Consider the following 18,804-nt stretch of genomic DNA (forward strand, 5'->3'; position numbering starts at 1 on the left):
CCGCTCCCGCCGGAAGCGCCGTATGCCGCGCATCACGATCGGCAGTCGCAGCCGTATCGCAGCGATCCTGGGGCTGTGCCTGGCGGTCGTCGCGGTCGGCTATGTCGTGCTCACCCGCCATACGCCACCCGATGCTCGCCGCGCGCTGGCCGACAGCCTGATGACGCTGCGCGCCGGTAACTACAACGCAGCGCGCGCTAATGCGCGTGCCGCGACCGCTGCCGACCCCGGGCTTGCGATCGCGCATGCGGTGCTGGCCCGCGCCTATCTCGAACTCGGCGACGGACTTGCGGCGGAAGCCGAACTGACCCGCGCCCGCGATGCGGGGCTCGACGCCAACCGGTTGCATCAGCTTCAGGCCCATGCCCGCCTGCTGCAAGGCGACCCCCAGGGTGCGATCGACGAAGCCGCCAAGGCGCCAACACGCTATGCCGGCTATGCCGCCCGTATTCGCGCCCGCGCGCTTGCCGTGCAGGGCGACACCGGCGCGGCACAGGCGGCACTGTCCACGCTGCTCGACGCCAATCCGCGCGACGCAGCGGCCTGGACCGACCTCGGCCGTCTCCGCTTCGGCGCCGGCGACATCGGCGGCGCCACCCCCGCCGCCGCTCGCGCGGTCGCGCTTGCTCCCGGCGAGCCCGCCGCACTGACGCTGCAGGGTGAGGTGATCCGCAGCCGCTATGGCCTGGTCGCCGCACTCCCGTGGTTCGAACAGGCGCTCGCTCGCGATGCCTATTATCACCCCGCGCTGATCCAGTACGCCGCCACGCTCGGCGACGTCGGCCGCAACGCGGATATGCTCGTTGCCGCCCGCCGTGCGCTCGCCGCCAAACCCGGCAGCCCGCAGGCATTCTATCTGCAGGCGGTACTCGCCGCCCGCGCGGGCAATACCGACTTGGCGCGCGCGCTGCTTCAGCGCACCGGTCGCGCGGTCGACGGCCTGCCCGCAACGCTGCTGTTGAGCGGTGCGATCGATTACGCGGATGGCAAGTTCGAACAGGCCGCAGCCACCTGGCGGCAGCTCCTCGACGCGCAGCCGATGAACGTCGCCGCGCGCCGCTTGCTCGGCGCCGCCTTGCTGCGGTCCGGGGATCCGCGCGCTGCCCTCGAAACGCTCAATCCGATCGGCTTGCGTCCCGACGCCGACGGCTATGCGCTCGACCTCATCGCCCGCGGATCCGAAGCGGTCGGGGGCCGGGACCTTACGGTGCAGGCCCTCGACCGCGCCGCCACCGGGACAGGGGGCGCCGCGACCAGCTTCGCGACCGTCGACGCCGTCGGCACCCTGGAGGCGGACGCCGCCGGCCAGGCCGACGACCCGACCTACGCGATCGGCGTGATCCGCGGGCTGATCGGTACGGGCAATGCCGAAGCCGCGATCGCACGCGCCCGTAGCCTCGTCGCCGCGACCCCGGGCGCCCCCGCCGCGCAACTCGCGCTCGGCGACGCGCTCGCGCTCGCCAACCGCTATCCCGACGCCGCGACGGCCTATGCGCGCGCCGCCGATCTGCGCTTCGACGAACCGATGATGCTCCGGCTGGTCGATGCGCTCGGCCGCACCGGCCGCGCCCGCGATGCCTCCACCGCGCTCGCGCTGTATCTGTCGCAAAACCCGCAAAGCGTCACCGGCCAGCGTATGCTCGGTCAGCTTCAGATCGCAGCGTCCGATTGGGCGCCGGCTATCGAAACGCTCGAGGGCATCCGCCGCCGGCTCGGCAACCGCGACGCCGATCTGCTGACCGACCTGTCGCGCGCCTATGCCGGCGATGGCGCCGACGACGTGTCGCTACGCTATGCCAAGGCCGCCTATGCGCTGTCCCCGATGAACGCCGCCGCCGCGGATGCTTACGGCATCGCGCTTGCGGCCAACGGTGACGCCGCAGGCGCGCGCCAGCTGTTGGTCAAGGCCGCCAAACTCGCCCCCGGCAATCCGGTCATCGCGGGCCACCTCCGCCAGCTCCCGCCGTCCTGAAGACGGCGCCGAGGCTTGCCCCCTCGGCGTCCCCCCTTCATGACGGCGATCATGACCGACCCGCTGGACCGCATCGCCGCCGCGCTCGAGCGACTCTCCCCGCCGCCACCGCCACGGGCCGATCCCCGCGCGCATCCTGCCTATATCTGGCGCACCGGCGCGTTGCTGCCAGCCCGCGCGTTCGCGCCGCTGCCGCTCGACATGCTCCTCGGCATCGATCGCCAGAAAGCCACGCTGCTCGCGAACCTGCGCCACCTCGCCGCCGGCCACGCCGCGCAAGACGTGCTGCTCTGGGGCGCGCGGGGCACCGGCAAGTCGGCCCTAGTCAAAGCCGCGGTCGCCGCAGTCCAAACCGACGGCGCCGACCTCGCACTCGTCGAGGTCCTCGACCTAGGCCATCTTCCCGACCTCTTCGCGCAACTCGCCGACGTGCCCCGCGCGTTCGCACTGTTCGTCGACGACCTCGGCTTCGACGCGCCGGCCGAGGCGCGCACGCTGCGTTCGATGCTCGAAGGCGGTGCCGAGCCGCGACCCGCCAACGTCCGCCTGCTCGTCACCGCCAATCGCCGCCATTTGCAGCCCCGCGACATCGCCGAACAGGACAGTGCGATCAACCCGCGCGATTCCGCCGACGACCATCTCGCGCTCGCCGACCGGTTCGGGCTCAGCCTCGGCTTCCACGCGCTCGACCAGGACGGCTATGTCGCGATCGTCGCGGCCTATGCAAAGGCGCACGACCTGGCGTTCGATCCCGCCGAAGCGATCAACTGGGCCACCCGCCGCGGCAGCCGCTCGGGCCGCGTCGCGTGGCAATACGTCGTCGACCTCGCGGGCCGGGCAGGGCGGGCGCTCTAGCCCAGCCCCTCGACCTGCTCGGCCAGCGCCATCCAGCGCACTTCGGCGGCGTCCTTCTCCGCGCGCGCAGCTTCCACCGCCTTGGTCAGCTTGGCGAACGTCGCATGGTCGCGGGTGTACAGGTCCGGCTTCGCCAACGCCGCCTCGTCACGAACGATCTGCGCATCCAGCGCCTCGATCCGCGCCGGCAGCTGGTCGTAGTCGCGCTGGTCCTTGTAGGTCAGCTTGACCTTCGGCGCGGCCGGCGCGGTCGGCGCGACCTTGGTCGAGGCGCGCTTGCCGCTGGTCTGCGGCTTCCGACGCTTCTCCCAATCCTCATAGCCGCCGGCGACCACGTCGACCGTCCCCGACCCGTCGAGCCCTAGCGTGATTGTCACGGTCCGGTCGAGGAAGTCGCGATCGTGGCTGACGATCAGCACGGTGCCGTCGTAATCGCCGATCACCTCCTGCAACAGGTCGAGCGTCTCGAGATCCAGGTCGTTGGTCGGCTCGTCGAGCACCAGCAGGTTCGATTTCCGCGCGAACTCGCGTGCCAGCAACAACCGCGAGCGCTCGCCGCCGGACAACGACCCGACCTTGGCGTCGACCATGTTCGGATCGAACAGGAAGTCTTTCAGATATCCGTGGATGTGCTTCCGCACGCCCAGCACGTCGATCCAGTCGCCGCCGTCGGCGACCACTTCGCGCACCGTCTTCTCGGGTGCCATCAGGCTGCGCTGCTGATCGATCACCACCGCGTCCAGCGTCTTGGCGAGCTTGATCGATCCGCTATCGGGTTCGATCTCGCCCGTCAGCAGCTTGAGCAGCGTCGACTTGCCCGCGCCGTTGCGCCCGACGATCCCGATCCGATCACCACGCGTCACGCGCAACGTCAGGTCGTCGATGATCGTCCGCGGGCCATAGCCCTTCGACACGCCCTTCGCGTCGATCACCACCTTCGATCGCGCGTCGTCGGTGCCGGTGACCAGATTCGCCGAGCCCTGCGGCCCCAGCATCGACGCGCGTTCGGCGCGCATCTCGTGCAGCTTGGTCAGGCGCCCCTGGTTGCGCTTGCGCCGCCCGGTCACCCCGCGCAGCAGCCAATGCTCCTCAAGCTTCAGCCGCGCGTCCAGCTTCTCGGCGTTGCGCTGCTCGTCGGCATACACCGCTTCGGTCCACGCCTCGAACCCGCCAAAGCCGATCTCCGCGCGACGGATCGCACCACGGTCGAGCCACAAGGTCTGCTTGGTCAGCCGCGTCAGGAAGGTACGGTCATGGCTGATCACCACGAACGCCCCGCGGAACCGCTTCAGCCAGTCCTCGATCCATTCGATTGCGCCGATATCCAGATGGTTGGTCGGCTCGTCGAGCAGCAGCACGTCGGGGTCCTGCGCCAGCGCGCGGACGATCGCCGCGCGTCGCCGCTCGCCGCCGCTCGCCGACGCCGCCTCGCGCGACAGGTCGATCCCCAGCTGGTCGGCGATCGCATCCGCCTCGTAGGACAGCGGTGCATCGTCGCCCGCCATCACATAATCGCCGAGCGTCGCGAACCCACGAAGGTCGGGCTCCTGCTCCAGCACGACGACGCGGGTGCCCGGCACGATCGTCCGCCGCCCCTCGTCGCCTTCGATCGATCCGCCGAGCAACTTCAGCAAGGTCGTCTTGCCGGCGCCGTTACGTCCGATCAGTGCGAGCCGGTCGCGGGGCCCGATATGGATGTCGAGGTGACGAAAGAGCCATCCTGACCCCTGTACGATGCCAAGGTCTTCGAATGCGAGTATCGGTGCTGCCATCGGGCGCAGGTAGGGACCGGGGGTGATGCAGGCAAGCCACGCTCGCCTTTCGTCGCGCTGCCGGCTCCATTCACAGGCTGTTCAATGCAGCGGCCCTATGCCAACCCCATGAAGATGCTGCTTCTCCTAGCTTTGGCCGCGACGCCCGTACTGGCGGAAGCGCCCGACCAGCGCCGCGACGACCAGATGTCGGCGTTCGAGGCCCGCCGCCAGGGCCGCTCCCTGTCGCTTCGCGAAATCGAGGCGCGCGTCATCCCGACGATGAAGGGCGCGCAATATATCGGCTTCGACTATGATTCGGGTACGGCCATTTACACGCTGAAGTTCCTGCGCGATGGCAATGTGATCTGGGTCGATGTCGACGGCCGTTCCGGCCAGATCGTCGGCCGCACCGGCCGCTAAGCTTAAGCGAGGGGATTATCATGCGCGTTCTGATCGTCGAGGACGAGCCCAATCTAGGCGCACAGCTCAAGAACACCCTCGAAGGCGCCGGCTACGCGATCGACCTCGCGGTCGATGGCGAGGAAGGCCATTTCCTCGGCAGCACCGAGAATTACGACGCCGTGGTGCTCGACCTGGGCCTGCCCGAGATCGACGGCCTCACCGTGCTCGACCGCTGGCGCAAGGAGGGCAAGGTCATGCCCGTCCTCGTCCTGACCGCGCGTGACAGCTGGTCCGACAAGGTCGCCGGTCTCGATGCCGGCGCTGACGATTACGTCGCCAAGCCGTTCCAGAGCGAGGAACTGATCGCACGACTGCGGGCGTTGATCCGCCGCGCATCGGGCAACGCCTCGTCCGAGCTCACCGCGGGCGACATCCGCCTCGACACCCGCAGCGGCAAGGTCACGCGTGCCGGCGAGCCGGTCAAGCTGACCGCACAGGAATACAAGCTGCTCAGTTACCTGCTCCATCACAAGGGCAAGGTCGTCAGCCGGACCGAACTGATCGAACATATCTACGACCAGGACTTCGATCGCGATTCGAACACGATCGAAGTGTTCGTGACCCGCATCCGCAAGAAGCTGGGCCAGGACGTCATCACGACGATCCGCGGCCTTGGCTACAGCCTCGAAGATCCCGACGCGTAAGCCGGGATAGACCAGGGACCTCGCGTGGACGCCATACCCCCAGCCGAAGCGGTCATCCGCACCCCGGTGGCGACCAAGGGCTCGCTCTCCCGCCGGATGATCCTGATCGCGGCGGTTTGGATCATCGTGCTGCTGTCGGGCGGCGGGTTCGCGCTTGATCGCGTGCTGTCGTCGGCGGTCACGCGCAATTTCGACGACCAACTCGAATATGTCCTGCGCTCGCTGCTCAATTCGTCAGAGATCGGCCCCGAGGGCGAGGTGATCTTCACCCGCGAAGCCGCCGACCAGCGCTTCGTCGAACCCGGCTCCGGCCTCTACTGGCAGGTCTCCGGCAAGGGGCGCGAGGACTTCCCGTCCCGCTCGCTCTGGGACCGCCGCCTTGCGCATGGCGGCGCGCACGACGATCGCAACGTGCATTTCTACGACAGTGCGCAGTTCCCGGATGAAAAACTCCGCGTCGTCGAGCGCGACGTGATGTTGCCGGGATCGAAGGTCCATTGGCGCTTTCAGGTCGCACAGAGCCGCGACGGGCTCGACGCGCAGATCCTGATCCTGCGCCGCACCCTTGTCCGCAGCTTCGCGCTGCTCGCGCTTGGCCTGATCGTGCTCGCGGCGTTGCAGACCTTTTACGGCCTGTGGCCGCTGCGCCGCGTCCGCGAAGAGATCGCGCGGATGCGCGCCGGCCAGTCTTCACGCGTGTCCAGCGCGATGCCCGTCGAAGTCGCGCCGATGGTCGAGGAACTCAACGCGCTGATCGAGCATAACGAACGCCAGGCCGAGGAGGCGCGGCGCCACGCCGGCAACCTCGCCCATGCGCTGAAGACCCCGCTGACCGTGATCATGAATGCGGCGACCGCACAGTCGGACGACCTTGCCGACACCGTCATACGCGAAGCACGGACGATGCGTCGCCAGGTCGATCACCACCTCGCGCGTGCTCGCGCGGTCGGTCGTCGCGGCTCCGCACACAGCCGCGCCGATGTCTGGCCCAGCCTCGAATCGGTCGAACGCGCCGTCGGCCGGCTTTATCGGCACATCCGCATCGACGTCACCGGCCCGCGCGGGCTCCAGGTCCATGTCGAACGCCAGGACCTCGACGAGATGCTTGGCAATTTGATCGAGAACGCCGCGAAATATGGCGGTGGCAGCGTCTTCGTCACGGTCGGTGCCCAGGCTGGTTTCGTGGAATTCCTGGTCGAGGACGACGGCGTCGGCATCCCGGAGGAACAGCGCGTCCGCATCTTCGACCGCGGCGTGCGCCTGGATACCGGCAAGCCGGGAACCGGCCTCGGGCTGGCTATCGTTCGCGATGTGGCGGAAATCTACGAGGGCACGGTCAGCCTGGAAGAAAGCGAAGACCTCGGCGGCTTGCTCGTCCGGCTGAGGCTCCCCGCGGCGAACTAAACGCGCCGTCGTCCCGCCCACCCCGTCATCCGGGCTTGTCCCGGGATCCAGAGTAACATGCGACGGCCTTCGTAACACTGGATCCCGGGACGAGCCCGGGATGACGGGGTCCGGTTTTACGCCGCCAGCTTCATCTCGCTCATCACCTCGGCAGTGATCGTCAAACTCCGCTTGCGGGCCTCATGATCGTAGATCGCGCTCGCGACCATGACCTCGTCCACCCCGGTCCGCGCCACGAACGCCGCGATCTCCCGAGCGACCTTGGCCGGCCCGCCTACCGCCGAACATTGCAGCACATGGTCGAGTATCGCCGCACCCTGCGCGCCCAGCGACGCGCGGTAGCCCGCAACCGGGGGCGGCATCTGCCGCGGATTTCCGGTCCGGAGCGCAACGAACGACTGTTGCTGCGAACTGGCGATCAGTTCGGCCTCCTCGTCGGTGTCGGCAGCGAAGACGTTCAACCCCGCCATCACATGCGGCTTGGACAGCCGCGCCGACGGTTTGAAGTCACGCCGGTAGATGGCCAGTGCAGCGTCGAGCGAATCGGGCGCGAAATGCGACGCGAACGCATAGGGAAGACCGAACGCTGCGGCCAACTGCGCGCCGAACGTGCTGGACCCGAGAATCCACATATCCACGTTCGCACCGGCGCCAGGCGTTGCGGTAATCCCGGTCTGCCCATCGTCTGCGAAATAGCTCTGCAGCTCGAGGACATCCTGCGGGAACGCGTTGGCGTCGGTTTCCAGCGTGCGTCGCATCGCTCGCGCGACCCGCTGGTCCGATCCCGGCGCACGGCCCAGCCCCAGGTCGATCCGCCCGGGGAACAGCGCATCCAGCGTTCCGAACTGCTCGGCAATTACCAGCGGCGCATGGTTGGGCAGCATGATCCCGCCTGACCCGACCCGGATGGTGTCGGTGGCCGCGGCGATATGCGCGATCACCACCGCGGTCGCCGCCGATGCGATCCCGGTCATGCCATGATGCTCGGCGACCCAATAGCGGGTGAAGCCCAGGCTTTCGGCGTGCCGCGCCAGGTCGGCAGCGTTGGCGAGGGACTGCGGCACGGTGCCGCCTTCGACGACGGGAACGAGATCGAGCAGGGAATATTGGGTCATGGTCAGGAGATGGGGAGGGCATTGCCGGTTGCAAACCTCGTTTGCCTTGATGCAGCCAAAGGTTGGATTGTCACACCCCCGGGTATCCGCCAGTCTTGCCCGCACTCCCCGCGGTGCCTAGAGCCTGACCAATGCTTGGGCGCCTGACCTCGATCCGCAACTGGATCTTCGATCTCGACAACACGCTGTACCCGGCGTCGGCGAACCTGTTCGATCAGGTCGACCAGCGGATGACGGGTTTCATCCAGGATCTTCTGGGCGTCGACTGGGACGAGGCGCACGCTGTGCAAAAGGCGTATTTCCACGGCCACGGCACGACGTTGTCCGGGCTGATGACCGAGCATGACGTCGATCCGCATGCCTTCCTCGCGCATGTCCACGATATCGAGATGGACGTGCTCGAACACGACGCCCCCCTCGTCGCCGCTATCGCCAAGCTGCCGGGGCGCAAGCTCGTCTTCACCAATGGCGACACGCCCTATGCGACGCGGATCCTCGACCGGCTTGGGCTGGGTGCCAGCTTCGAGGCTATCCACGATATCCATGCGATGGGGCTGGTGCCAAAGCCGCACGCGTCCGCCTATGCCGGGTTCTGCGAGACGTTCGGGATCGACCCGATCGAGTCGCTGTTCGTCGACGACATGTCGCGCAACCTCGCGCCCGCCAAGGCGATCGGGATGACCACGGTCTGGGTCGACAACGGCTCCGAACAGGCGCCGACCGATGTCGCGCGCGACCATATCGATTTCACCGTGCCCGCGCTCGCGCCGTGGCTCGAAACCATCCTGGAGAGATGATGAGCGACCTGAAGACGATTATCGATCAGGCCTGGGAAGACCGCGCGACGCTCGGTCTCGATACCAGGGGCGAAGTCCGCGATGCGGTCGAGACCGCGCTCGCCATGCTCGACGCCGGCACCGCGCGCGTCGCCGAACCCACCGGCGACGCGAACGGGGGTGGCTGGCAGGTCAACCAATGGCTGAAAAAGGCCGTGCTCCTCTCGTTCCGCCTCAACGACAATGTGCTGGTCGACGGCGGCTCGGCCGGCGCTCCCGCGTTCGACAAGGTCCCCTCCAAATTCACCGGCTGGGGCGAAGCCGAGTTCCGCAGCGCCGGCATCCGCGTCGTCCCCGGTGCGGTCGCCCGTCGCGGCAGCTTCATCGCCAAGGGCGCGATCCTGATGCCGAGCTTCGTCAACATCGGCGCCTATGTCGGCGAAGGCTCGATGATCGACGCCTGGGCCACCGTTGGTTCCTGCGCGCAGATCGGTGCGGGCGTGCACATCTCGGGCGGCGCCGGGATCGGCGGCGTGCTCGAGCCGCTGCAGGCCGACCCCGTCATCATCGGCGACGGCGCGTTCATCGGCGCGCGCTCCGAGGTCGCCGAGGGCGTCCGTGTCGGCGAAGGCGCGGTGCTGTCGATGGGCGTCTATCTCGGCGCCTCGACCAAGATCATCGACCGCGCCACCGGGGAGGTCTTCAAGGGCGAAGTCCCCCCCTATGCGGTGGTCGTACCTGGCAGCACGGGGGGCGATCTTGGCCTCTACTGCGCCGTCATCGTCAAGCGCGTCGACGCGCAGACCCGTTCCAAGACCAGCATCAACGACCTTCTCCGCGACTGACCGCGCACCCTCTTCTGCCAAAGGAATCATCATGACCGCAGTACCCAGCCAGGTCCTAGACCGTGTCCTCGTCCTCGAAATGGTCCGCGTGACCGAAGCCGCCGCAATTGCCGCCTCCGTGCTCACCGGGCGCGGTGACGAGAAGGCCGCCGATGCCGCCGCGGTCGACGCGATGCGCACCGCGCTCAACGAACTCTACATGGACGGCACCGTGGTGATCGGCGAGGGCGAGCGCGATGAGGCGCCGATGCTCTACATCGGTGAGAAGGTCGGATCCGCGATCGGCACCGGTCCCAAGATCGACATCGCGCTCGACCCGCTCGAGGGCACGACGATCTGCGCCACCGCCGGCCCCAACAGCCTCGCCGTGCTGGCGATCGCCGACGAGGGCGGCCTGCTCAACGCCCCCGACGTCTACATGGACAAAATCGCGGTCGGCCCGGGCTATCCCGAGGGCATCATCGACCTCGACCGGACCCCGACCGAGAACATCACCGCCGTCGCCGCCGCCAAGGGCGTCGCACCGCGCGACATCATCGTCTGCGTGCTCGATCGCCCGCGCCACGAGGCTCTGATCGCCGAACTGCGCTCGCTTGGTTGCGGCGTGATGCTGATCGGCGACGGCGACGTCGCGGGCGTGATCGCGACCACCAACCCCGACACCACGATCGACGTCTACATGGGCTCGGGCGGCGCCCCCGAAGGCGTGCTCGCCTGCGCCGCGCTGCGCTGCGTCGGTGGCCAGTTCAAGGGCCGCCTGCTGTTCCGCAACGACGACGAGCGCGCCCGTGCCGCGAAGTGGGGCGTGACCGATCTCGACAAGCAGTACGACCTGTCCGAACTCGCCAAGGGCGACTGCATCTTCGCCGCGACCGGCGTCACCGACGGCTCGCTGCTCGCCGGCGTCAAGCGCAAGGGCGGCAAGATCATGACCACCGAAAGCGTCGTCATGCGCGCCTCGTCGGGCACGGTCCGCTGGGTCAAGGGCGAGCACCGCATCGGGTGATCGACGCTTTCCTGTTCTCCCGCGAAAGCGGGAGTCCAGGAGTCGCGGGCGCAGGACCCCCGGCTCAACGGAGGTCTGCACGACGTCGATCTTCCATAGCAGTTCCCCGGCGCAGGCCGGGGCCCAGTGGGGGGCCTTGATCACGGCGGGCGGTCCTCCGTTATATCGACCTTCCCAACTGGGCCCCGGCCGTCGCCGGGGTGGCATGTAGGTAGGTGACGAGATGACACTCACCCTCCTCCTGATCGCGCTTGGTGCCATCGCGTGGTTCCTAAAGGGGCACCTCGGCGCATACCGTCGCCTCAAGACGCTGTCCGACACCGCGTCACGCCAACGCCGCTATCGGCTCTGGATCGCCAAGGCGATCCTGGCCTTCGCCGTGCCCGCGCTCGCCGGTTTAGCGCTGCTGAACCGGCTCGATGCGTTGACCGCGGTACCACCGGATTTCGCCGCCGCCCGAGCCCTGCTGCCAGCGTTCGCCGGCGGGCCCAGCGCGTTCCTCACCGGCGCCGTGGGCGGCGCGGCAGTTGGCGGGCTGGTCGTCGGTACCCTCGCTGCGATCCGCCGCAAGCGCACACTCCCCGTCGGCAATGTTGGCGCGCTCCTACCGCGCAACCGCCCGGAAGTGGCCCACGCCGCCGCGATGTCCGTTGCTGCCGGGATTACCGAGGAGCTCGCCTTCCGCCTCTACATCCCGCTGCTTGTCACCCTCGCCACCGGCAACGCGATCCTCGCCTTCGCGTTCGCCACGCTGCTGTTCGGCGCGATGCATCTCTATCAGGGCTGGAAAGGCGTCGCCGCGACCACGATCGTCGGCGCTACCATGACCGCGGTCTATCTGATGACCGGCGCGGTGTGGCTTGCTATGCTGCTCCACGCGCTGATCGACCTCAACGGTCTCGTCGTGCGGCCGCTGCTCAGTTCTTCATCCGCCAGCCGGTCCTGAAGATCGCCGCGATCACCACCAGGCACGCCGCCAGGAACGCCGCCGTCACCGCCAGGCTGATCCCGACCGCGACGTCGCCGACCCCGAAGAAGCTCCAGCGGAACCCGCTGACGAGGTACACGACGGGGTTGAACAGGCTGACCGTCCGCCACGGCTGCGGCAGCATGTCGATCGAATAGAATGCCCCGCCCAAGAACGTCAGCGGCGTGATAAGCAGCGCGGGGACGAAGTTCAGCTGCTCGAACCCCTGCGCCCAAACGCCGATAATGAACCCGAACAGGCTGAACGCGACCGAGGTCAGCACCAGGAACGCGATCATCGCCAACGGATGCTCGATCCGGAGCGGTACGAAACACGCCGCGGTCGCGAGGATGATCAGCCCCAAAATCACCGACTTGGTCGTCGCCGCGCCGACATAGCCGATCACCATCTCCATCGCCGAGATCGGTGCCGACAGCAGTTCGTAGATCGTCCCCGTGAACTTCGGGAAGTAGATCCCGATCGACGCGTTGCTGATGCTCTGCGTCAGCAGCGACAGCATGATGAGGCCCGGCACGATGAAGCTGCCATAGCCGACCCCGCCGACCTCCTGCATCCGGCTGCCGATCGCGCCGCCGAAGACGATGAAATACAGGCTGGTCGTCAGCACCGGCGTGACCAGGCTCTGCCACAATGTCCGCAGCGCACGCGCCATCTCGAAGCGATAGATCGCCCAGATACCATGGGTGTTCATGCGCGCTCTCCCACCAGGTCGACGAAGATGTCCTCAAGGCTCGACTTGCTGGTCTCGAGATCCTTGAAGCCGATCCCCAGCTCGTTCAGTTTCCTGAGCAGCGACGGGATGCCGGTATGGTCGGCCTGCGCATCGAACACATAGCGCAGGAACTTGCCGTCGTCCTGCAGCGACAGGTCCCACTCGGCGAGCTCGGACGGGATCGCGGCGAGCGGGTCCTGCAGCGAAATGTCCATCTCGCGCTTGCCGAGCTTCTTCATCAGCGACGCCTTGTCGTCGACCAGCAGCAGCCGTCCCTTGTCGATCACCCCGACCCGGTCGGCCATCTCCTCGGCCTCCTCGATATAATGCGTCGTCAGGATGATCGTCGTGCCGCCCTCGCGCAGCCGGTGGACCAGCTTCCACATGTCGCGGCGCAGCGCCACGTCGACGCCCGCGGTCGGCTCGTCGAGGAACAGGATCTCGGGTTCGTGCGCCAGCGCCTTGGCGATCAGCACGCGGCGCTTCATGCCACCCGACAGCGTCATGATCTTGGCGTCGCGCTTGTCCCACAGCGAGAGGTCGCGCAGCACCTGTTCGATATACGCGCTGTGCCCGGACCGCCCGAACAGCCGCCGGCTGAAGGTGACGGTCGCCAGCACGGTCTCGAACATGTCGACGTTCAATTCCTGCGGGACCAGTCCGATCCGGCTGCGCGCTGCCTTGAAGTCGCGGATCGCATCGTGGCCGGCGACGGTGATCGTGCCGGCGGTCGGTGTCACGATTCCGCAGATGATGCTGATCAGCGTCGTCTTGCCGGCGCCGTTCGGACCCAGCAACGCGAAGATCTCGCCGCGCCTGATGTCCAGATCGACCGGATGCAGCGCGGTGGTGCCGCTCTTGTACGTCTTGGTGACGCCCGCGACGGACAGGATGGTTTCGGTCATTCGTGGGGTCCCCTTGCGGGTCGGAGATGGGGGCGGGCGGAGTTCATTACACCCCCGTCCTGTCGTCATCCCGGGCTCGATCCGGGACCCAGGGTTACGGAACGCCACCGTTCGTACCCCTGGATCCTGACTTTCGTCAGGATGACGAGTTGCGCGCCGCCGCGATGGCCTTTTGCAGTTCCTCGAGCGGCAACGCACCGGACAGCATGCGGTCGCCAACCACCCAGGCCGGGGTGCCGGTGACGCCCAGCTTGGCGGCGGTCTCCATGTTCTTGCCGATCTCCGCATCCGCGGTCGCCGCGAATGCCGCCGCGCCGGCGGTATCGACCCCGGCGCGCGTACTGGCGGCGGCGATCGTCGCTTCGCTGACCGGCCCCGCCGCGTACAGCGTGTCGTGGAACGCACCGAACTTGCCCTGCGCCGCGGCGGCCAAACTGGCGCGCGCTGCGACCCGGCTTTGCGGAGAGAGGATCGGCAGGTCGCGGAACACTACCCGCAGCTTGGGATCGGCTGCGATCAGCTTGGCGATCGTCGGCAGGCTGGCGCGGCAATACCCACAATTATAGTCGAAATATTCGACCAGCGTGACGTCCCCCTTCGGATTGCCGGCCCAGGCGCTGCCGAACGGCGTCGCGATCGCCGGACGGTTCGCCGCGACGACCTTGCCCGACTCGCGGTCCTGCAGCGCCTGCATCGCCTGCGGCAGGATTTCGGGATGCGTCAGCACATAGTCGTGGACGATGCCCTCGACCTGCGCGCGCGCCATGCCGTCGGGGCCGACCTGCCGGTCATATCCCCACATTGCCAATCCGCCGATCGCCGCGCCCGCAACCGCGATCGCCGGGAGCACCCATTTCGTCATTTCTTGCGTCGCTTATATTGCTTGGGGTTGTCGTCCATCTCGTTCTGCGCGGCCATGACGATGTCCTGCGCGCGGATCCAGTCCGGCGTATTGGGCGGGATGTTGGCAAGTGCATATTGCCCGCTGGCCGACGCCGTCCGCATGTCACCTGACATGCTCGCGCGCTCCGCAGTGGCCAGGCTGGCGCGGGCGGTGTCGCCGGTCAGTTCGTAGACGGTGCCCAGCTGCATCCAGGCGAACGGATTCTCGTCGTCGCGGCCCACCGCGGTGCGCAGCACGCGCGTTGCTTCGGGATAGTTCGCCTTGTCCTCGGTCGCGATCAGCGCATGCCCGAACGTGGTCGCGATCAGCGGATTGTTGCGTGACCCCTCGGTCGCGGCACGAAGCGGCGCAAGCGCGGCAACGGGCTTGCCGGCTTCGAGCAGGATCTGGCCCTTGATCTCGAGGAAATAGGGATCGTCCGGCCCGGCGCGGATCAGCGCCTCCGACTCGGCATCGGCTTTCTCGGGATACCCCGCCTTGTGATAGGCATAGGCACGCGCGTAATGCGCATAGACCGACTGATCGGACGGCGGATATTGCTGCAGCGTGCGCGGCGCCGGCTGGACATAGCCGGCGAGCTTGGCCTTCACGCGCTTGAAGCGTTCCTCCAGCGCCGCATCGGGCTTGTTCGCCCACGCCGGCGACGCCTGCAGATCCGCGCTTAACGTGGCGACGCGTTCGCCGGACAGCGGATGGCTCTGCATGAACGGGTCGATATTCGCGGTGCCGAAGCGATATTCCTGCTGCTGCAGCTTCTTGAAGAAGCTCAGCATGCCGCGGCCCGAAATGTTGGATTCGCGCAGGAACTTGGCGGCGGTGGCGTCGGCGGTCGATTCCTGGACGCGGCTGAACGACAGGTACTTGCCCATCGCCGCCTGCTGTCCGGCCGACAGGATCCCGGCGCCGGCTTCGCCGCTGCCTGCGGCCATCGCGGCCAGGCCGAGCACCATCGACAGCAGGTAGATGCCCATCGCCGGCTTGGTGCCGCGGTCGGCGAGCACGACATGGCCGTCGGCGATATGGCCGAGTTCGTGCGCGATCACGCCCTGGACCTCGTTGGCGTTGTCTGCCGCCTGGATCAGTCCCGAATGGACGTAGACGGTCTGCCCGCCGACGACGAAGGCGTTGATCGAATCGTCGTTGATCAGCACGACCTTGACGTCGCGCGGCGACAGTCCGGCGGCCTTGATCAGCGGGTTCGACATCTCGGCGAACATCGCCTCGGTCTCCGCATCGCGGAGGATCGACTGCGCCTGCGCGGGCTGGACCCACAGGAGCAGGGCGGCAGTGGCGGCGGCGATGATACGCTTCATGGGCCGCGTTATCGTCGATTGGGGGGACAGGGGCAACCGGCCCTTGGGGCTCCCCCCATCAGGGAACAACGAAGCAGGCGCGGGGATCACCCCGCGCCTGCTCCTGGTCACGCGCCGAACGTGCGCTGCCACCAGCCGCGACGCGGCGCGCCGTCGGGGTCGTCGCTCGACGATGTATCGGTCGCGGCCGGCTCCGGGGCTGGCTCGGCGTCCGGCTGGACCTCGGCCTTGACCGGCGCCGCATCCAGCGGCGTGCTCAGCGTATCGTCGACCGGTGCGGCATCGCCTGCCTCGACCACGACCGCCTTCTTGCGTGGGCGACGCTTCGGCTTGGCGGCCTCCTCGACAACCGGCTTTTCGACGACGGGCTCTGTCTCGACGGCCGGCGCTGCCTTGCGGCGAGGCTTGCGCGTCTTGGCCGCAGGGGCCTCGGCGACCGGCTCGGCGATGGCCTCCGGGATCACCGCCGCGATCGGTTCCACCGGTGCCAGTTCCTCCATCGTCGCGTCGGCGACCGCGTCCGCGATCTCCACCGCAGCAATGGGCGAACGCGCACGCGGGCGACGCCGCGTCTTCGGTGCAGCCTCGGCCGCAACCGGCGCTACCGGTTCAGCCACCGCTTCGACGGCCTCGGGCTCGGGGGCATCGGCGATCGGCGCAGCGTCGTCCGCGGGGACGGTGTCGACGCCCTGCTCCTGCGTGCCCTCGTTCCGACGACCGCCGCGACGACCGCGACGACCACGCCGGCGCCGACCTTCGCCGCCAGCTTCGCTTTCGCCTTCGGTCTCGGGACGATCGGCCTGGACTTCCACACCGTCGTCGGCCGCGACGTCCTCACCCTCGACATAGTCGCCAGCGTCTTCGGTTTCGTCGCCGGAGACCGCTTCGGTGCCCTCCGCGCCCTCCTCACCAGGACGTGCACGACCGCGACGGCCGCGACGGCGGCGACGCTTGCGGCCGCCTTCGCCCTCGGCTGCGGCCTCACGCTCGCGCGGCTGTTCGCGGCGACGGGGCTGGTCTTCGGCCTCGGTCTCGTCGACCTCTTCCTCCTCGACCTCGTCCTCGATCTCCTCGGGCAGGTCGTCCTCGTCGTCCTCGATGATCTGCACGAACTTCGGCGCGTGCGCGGGCGGCGGGCCGCTGGCCTCGACCGTCATGTGCGCGCCTTCCTCGTCCTGGCCGGGGATGATCTCGACGATCACGCCGTAGCGATCCTCGATCTCGGCGATGTCGGCACGCTTGCGGTTGAGCACGTACACCGCCGCTTCCTGGCTCGCGCGCAGCGTCAGCACCGAGCCGCGACCGCGTGCGGCCTCGTCCTCGATCATACGCAGCGCAGAAATGCCCGACGACGACGCGGTACGCACCAGCCCCGTGCCCTCGCAATGCGGGCAGGCGCGGGTCGATGCTTCGAGCACGCCGGTGCGCAGCCGCTGGCGGCTCATCTCCATCAGCCCGAAGCTAGAGATGCGGCCGACCTGGATACGCGCGCGATCGTTCTTCAGCGCGTCCTTCATCGCCTTCTCGACCTTCCGGACATTGGAATTGTTATCCATGTCGATGAAGTCGATGACGACGAGGCCGGCCATGTCGCGCAGTCGCAACTGGCGACCGATTTCCTGCGCAGCCTCGAGGTTGGTCGCGGTCGCGGTCTGCTCGATCGAATGCTCGCGGGTCGAACGCCCGGAGTTGATGTCGATCGACACCAAAGCCTCGGTCGGGTTGATCACCAGGTAACCGCCTGACTTCAGCTGCACCACCGGATGGTACATCGCCGCCAGCTGTTCCTCGACGCCTGCCCGCTGGAACAGCGGTACGGCGTCGGCGTAATGCTTGATGCGACGTGCATGCGTCGGCATCAGCAGGCGTATGAACTCCTTGGCCTGACGATAGCCGTCCTCGCCCTCGACGATGACCTCTTCGATTTCCTTGTTGTAGATGTCGCGGATCGCGCGCTTGATCAGGTCGCTGTCGCCGTAGACGAGCGCCGGTGCCGACGCCTTCAGCGTGGTCTCGCGGATGCCGTCCCACAGCCGCGCCAGGTAATCGAAGTCGCGCTTGATCTCGACCTTGGTGCGCTGCAGCCCGGCGGTGCGGACGATGCAGCCCATCGACGGCGGCAGCTGCATGTCGGCCATGATCGACTTGAGACGCTTGCGGTCACCCGCGTTGCTGATCTTGCGCGAAATTCCACCGCCATGCGACGTGTTCGGCATCAGCACGCAATAGCGGCCGGCCAGCGACAGATACGTGGTCAGCGCCGCGCCCTTGTTGCCGCGCTCTTCCTTGACGACCTGGACCAGCAGCACCTGGCGGCGATGGATCACGTCCTGGATCTTGTAGCGGCGGCGCAGGTTCATGCGGCGCTCGCGCAGATCCTCGACCGCGGCATCGTCGCTACCCGACTTGCGCTTGCGACGCGGCGCCTCGCCGTCCTCGGTGGCGTCGGGTTCCAGCCCGCCATCATCCTCGAAGCGCTCAATGTCGTCTTCGCCCGGCTCTTCGCCAGACTCGAGATCGTCGAACTCGTCGTCGTCCAGGTCATGCTCGGCGCGCAGTGCGGCCTCTTCGGCGGCATGCTCGGCCTCTTCGCGCAACAGCGCGTCGCGGTCTTCCTTGGGGATCTGGTAGTAATCTGGGTGGATCTCGCTGAACGCAAGGAAGCCATGGCGATTGCCGCCGTAATCGATGAACGCCGCCTGCAGCGACGGCTCAACCCGCGTGACCTTGGCTAGATAGATATTGCCCTTGAGCTGCTTGCGTTCGGCAGACTCGAAGTCGAATTCCTCGATCCGGTTACCCTTGACGACCGCCACGCGGGTTTCTTCCCGGTGGCGTGCGTCGATCAGCATGCGCGTTGTCATTGTAAAGTCTCCGCGCGCGCGCCGGGCCTGTTTGCTGCCGTCGCGCGCTTGATGGTGGGGCGCCCGGGCCAACTGCCCTGGGCGTATAGCTGTGCGAATGTGCCTCTGCTCGCCACGCACGCCGCGGGTACAAGCCCGGCGGCTCCCAGGCGACCGCGCTCCCACCGGCGAAGGCCGGTCGGTCAGCGGGGCAGGGGAAATGCGTCATGAGAGCGTCAACCTGAAGTGCCGCGCCCGGGACCGGGCCGGCAGAGCGTCCTGCGATGACCAGATATTCAGGTCACG

General features: G+C 67.7%; 16 protein-coding genes. 9 read left to right on the top strand and 7 right to left on the bottom strand.

The window, feature by feature from the left end:
* Positions 1-22: 22 nt before the first annotated feature.
* Together SJY20_RS02725 and SJY20_RS02730 are read left to right on the top strand one after the other, a co-directional pair.
* Entirely contained in the window at positions 23-1,972 is a 1,950-nt protein-coding gene (locus tag SJY20_RS02725) for a tetratricopeptide repeat protein (RefSeq protein ID WP_380785070.1), read from the top strand.
* 51 nt (positions 1,973-2,023) lie between these two features.
* Positions 2,024-2,827, top strand: coding sequence for a DUF815 domain-containing protein (locus SJY20_RS02730; RefSeq protein WP_380785071.1), 804 nt, complete (start codon positions 2,024-2,026; stop codon positions 2,825-2,827).
* Here SJY20_RS02730 and SJY20_RS02735 read toward each other — a convergent pair.
* On the bottom strand, positions 2,824-4,599 hold the full coding sequence (locus SJY20_RS02735) for an ABC-F family ATP-binding cassette domain-containing protein (protein WP_380785072.1): 1,776 nt from the start codon (positions 4,597-4,599) through the stop codon (positions 2,824-2,826). The genes SJY20_RS02730 and SJY20_RS02735 overlap by 4 nt on opposite strands.
* Before the next feature lie 108 nt (positions 4,600-4,707).
* On the opposite strand from SJY20_RS02735, the gene SJY20_RS02740 reads away from it, so the two are divergent.
* The 3 genes from SJY20_RS02740 to SJY20_RS02750 all read left to right on the top strand — a co-directional run bounded on the left by SJY20_RS02740 (position 4,708) and on the right by SJY20_RS02750 (position 7,091).
* Positions 4,708-5,001, top strand: a complete 294-nt coding sequence (locus SJY20_RS02740; RefSeq protein ID WP_380785073.1) for a hypothetical protein — start codon at positions 4,708-4,710, stop codon at positions 4,999-5,001.
* 20 nt (positions 5,002-5,021) lie between these two features.
* Complete coding sequence (locus SJY20_RS02745) at positions 5,022-5,687, top strand: response regulator transcription factor (RefSeq protein WP_031393490.1); 666 nt, start codon at positions 5,022-5,024, stop codon at positions 5,685-5,687.
* 96 nt (positions 5,688-5,783) lie between these two features.
* Complete coding sequence (locus SJY20_RS02750; protein WP_380788532.1) at positions 5,784-7,091, top strand: ATP-binding protein; 1,308 nt, start codon at positions 5,784-5,786, stop codon at positions 7,089-7,091.
* 116 nt (positions 7,092-7,207) lie between these two features.
* On the opposite strand, the gene SJY20_RS02755 is transcribed toward SJY20_RS02750, so the two are convergent.
* A complete protein-coding gene (locus SJY20_RS02755) occupies positions 7,208-8,206 on the bottom strand; it encodes an LLM class flavin-dependent oxidoreductase (RefSeq protein ID WP_380785074.1) in 999 nt (332 codons plus the stop codon).
* Positions 8,207-8,337: 131 nt separating this feature from the next.
* Here SJY20_RS02755 and SJY20_RS02760 point away from each other — a divergent pair, with 131 nt between their 5' ends.
* From SJY20_RS02760 to SJY20_RS02775, 4 genes are all read left to right on the top strand, one after another.
* Positions 8,338-9,003 carry a pyrimidine 5'-nucleotidase gene (locus SJY20_RS02760; RefSeq protein WP_380785075.1) on the top strand — a complete coding sequence of 222 codons (666 nt, stop codon included), beginning with the start codon at positions 8,338-8,340 and terminating at the stop codon, positions 9,001-9,003.
* A complete protein-coding gene (gene dapD / locus SJY20_RS02765) occupies positions 9,003-9,827 on the top strand; it encodes a 2,3,4,5-tetrahydropyridine-2,6-dicarboxylate N-succinyltransferase (protein WP_380785076.1) in 825 nt (274 codons plus the stop codon). Before SJY20_RS02760 ends, dapD begins: the two co-directional genes overlap by 1 nt.
* Before the next feature lie 31 nt (positions 9,828-9,858).
* Complete coding sequence (gene glpX, locus SJY20_RS02770) at positions 9,859-10,833, top strand: class II fructose-bisphosphatase (RefSeq protein ID WP_380785077.1); 975 nt, start codon at positions 9,859-9,861, stop codon at positions 10,831-10,833.
* Positions 10,834-11,056: 223 nt separating this feature from the next.
* A complete protein-coding gene (locus SJY20_RS02775) occupies positions 11,057-11,779 on the top strand; it encodes a CPBP family intramembrane glutamic endopeptidase (RefSeq protein WP_380785078.1) in 723 nt (240 codons plus the stop codon).
* On the opposite strand, the gene SJY20_RS02780 is transcribed toward SJY20_RS02775, so the two are convergent.
* The 5 genes from SJY20_RS02780 to SJY20_RS02800 form a co-directional block, all read right to left on the bottom strand.
* Positions 11,751-12,512 carry an ABC transporter permease gene (locus SJY20_RS02780; RefSeq protein ID WP_380785079.1) on the bottom strand — a complete coding sequence of 254 codons (762 nt, stop codon included), beginning with the start codon at positions 12,510-12,512 and terminating at the stop codon, positions 11,751-11,753. The two genes, SJY20_RS02775 and SJY20_RS02780, sit on opposite strands and share 29 nt — an antisense overlap.
* Positions 12,509-13,438: an ABC transporter ATP-binding protein gene (locus tag SJY20_RS02785; RefSeq protein ID WP_380785080.1), complete on the bottom strand. Its 930-nt coding sequence runs from the start codon at positions 13,436-13,438 to the stop codon at positions 12,509-12,511. The genes SJY20_RS02780 and SJY20_RS02785 overlap by 4 nt, the downstream gene beginning before the upstream one ends.
* A gap of 136 nt (positions 13,439-13,574) precedes the next feature.
* The gene (locus tag SJY20_RS02790) at positions 13,575-14,300 is read right to left on the bottom strand and encodes a DsbA family protein (protein WP_380785081.1); all 726 of its coding nucleotides are present in this window, start codon (positions 14,298-14,300) and stop codon (positions 13,575-13,577) included.
* The gene (locus SJY20_RS02795; RefSeq protein WP_380785082.1) at positions 14,297-15,655 is read right to left on the bottom strand and encodes a M48 family metalloprotease; all 1,359 of its coding nucleotides are present in this window, start codon (positions 15,653-15,655) and stop codon (positions 14,297-14,299) included. The genes SJY20_RS02790 and SJY20_RS02795 overlap by 4 nt, the downstream gene beginning before the upstream one ends.
* Positions 15,656-15,762: 107 nt before the next feature.
* Positions 15,763-18,519: an Rne/Rng family ribonuclease gene (locus SJY20_RS02800; RefSeq protein ID WP_380785083.1), complete on the bottom strand. Its 2,757-nt coding sequence runs from the start codon at positions 18,517-18,519 to the stop codon at positions 15,763-15,765.
* Positions 18,520-18,804: the final 285 nt, after the last annotated feature.

Source organism: Sphingomonas sp. R86521, from assembly GCF_042466235.1.
Lineage (GTDB): Bacteria > Pseudomonadota > Alphaproteobacteria > Sphingomonadales > Sphingomonadaceae > Sphingomonas.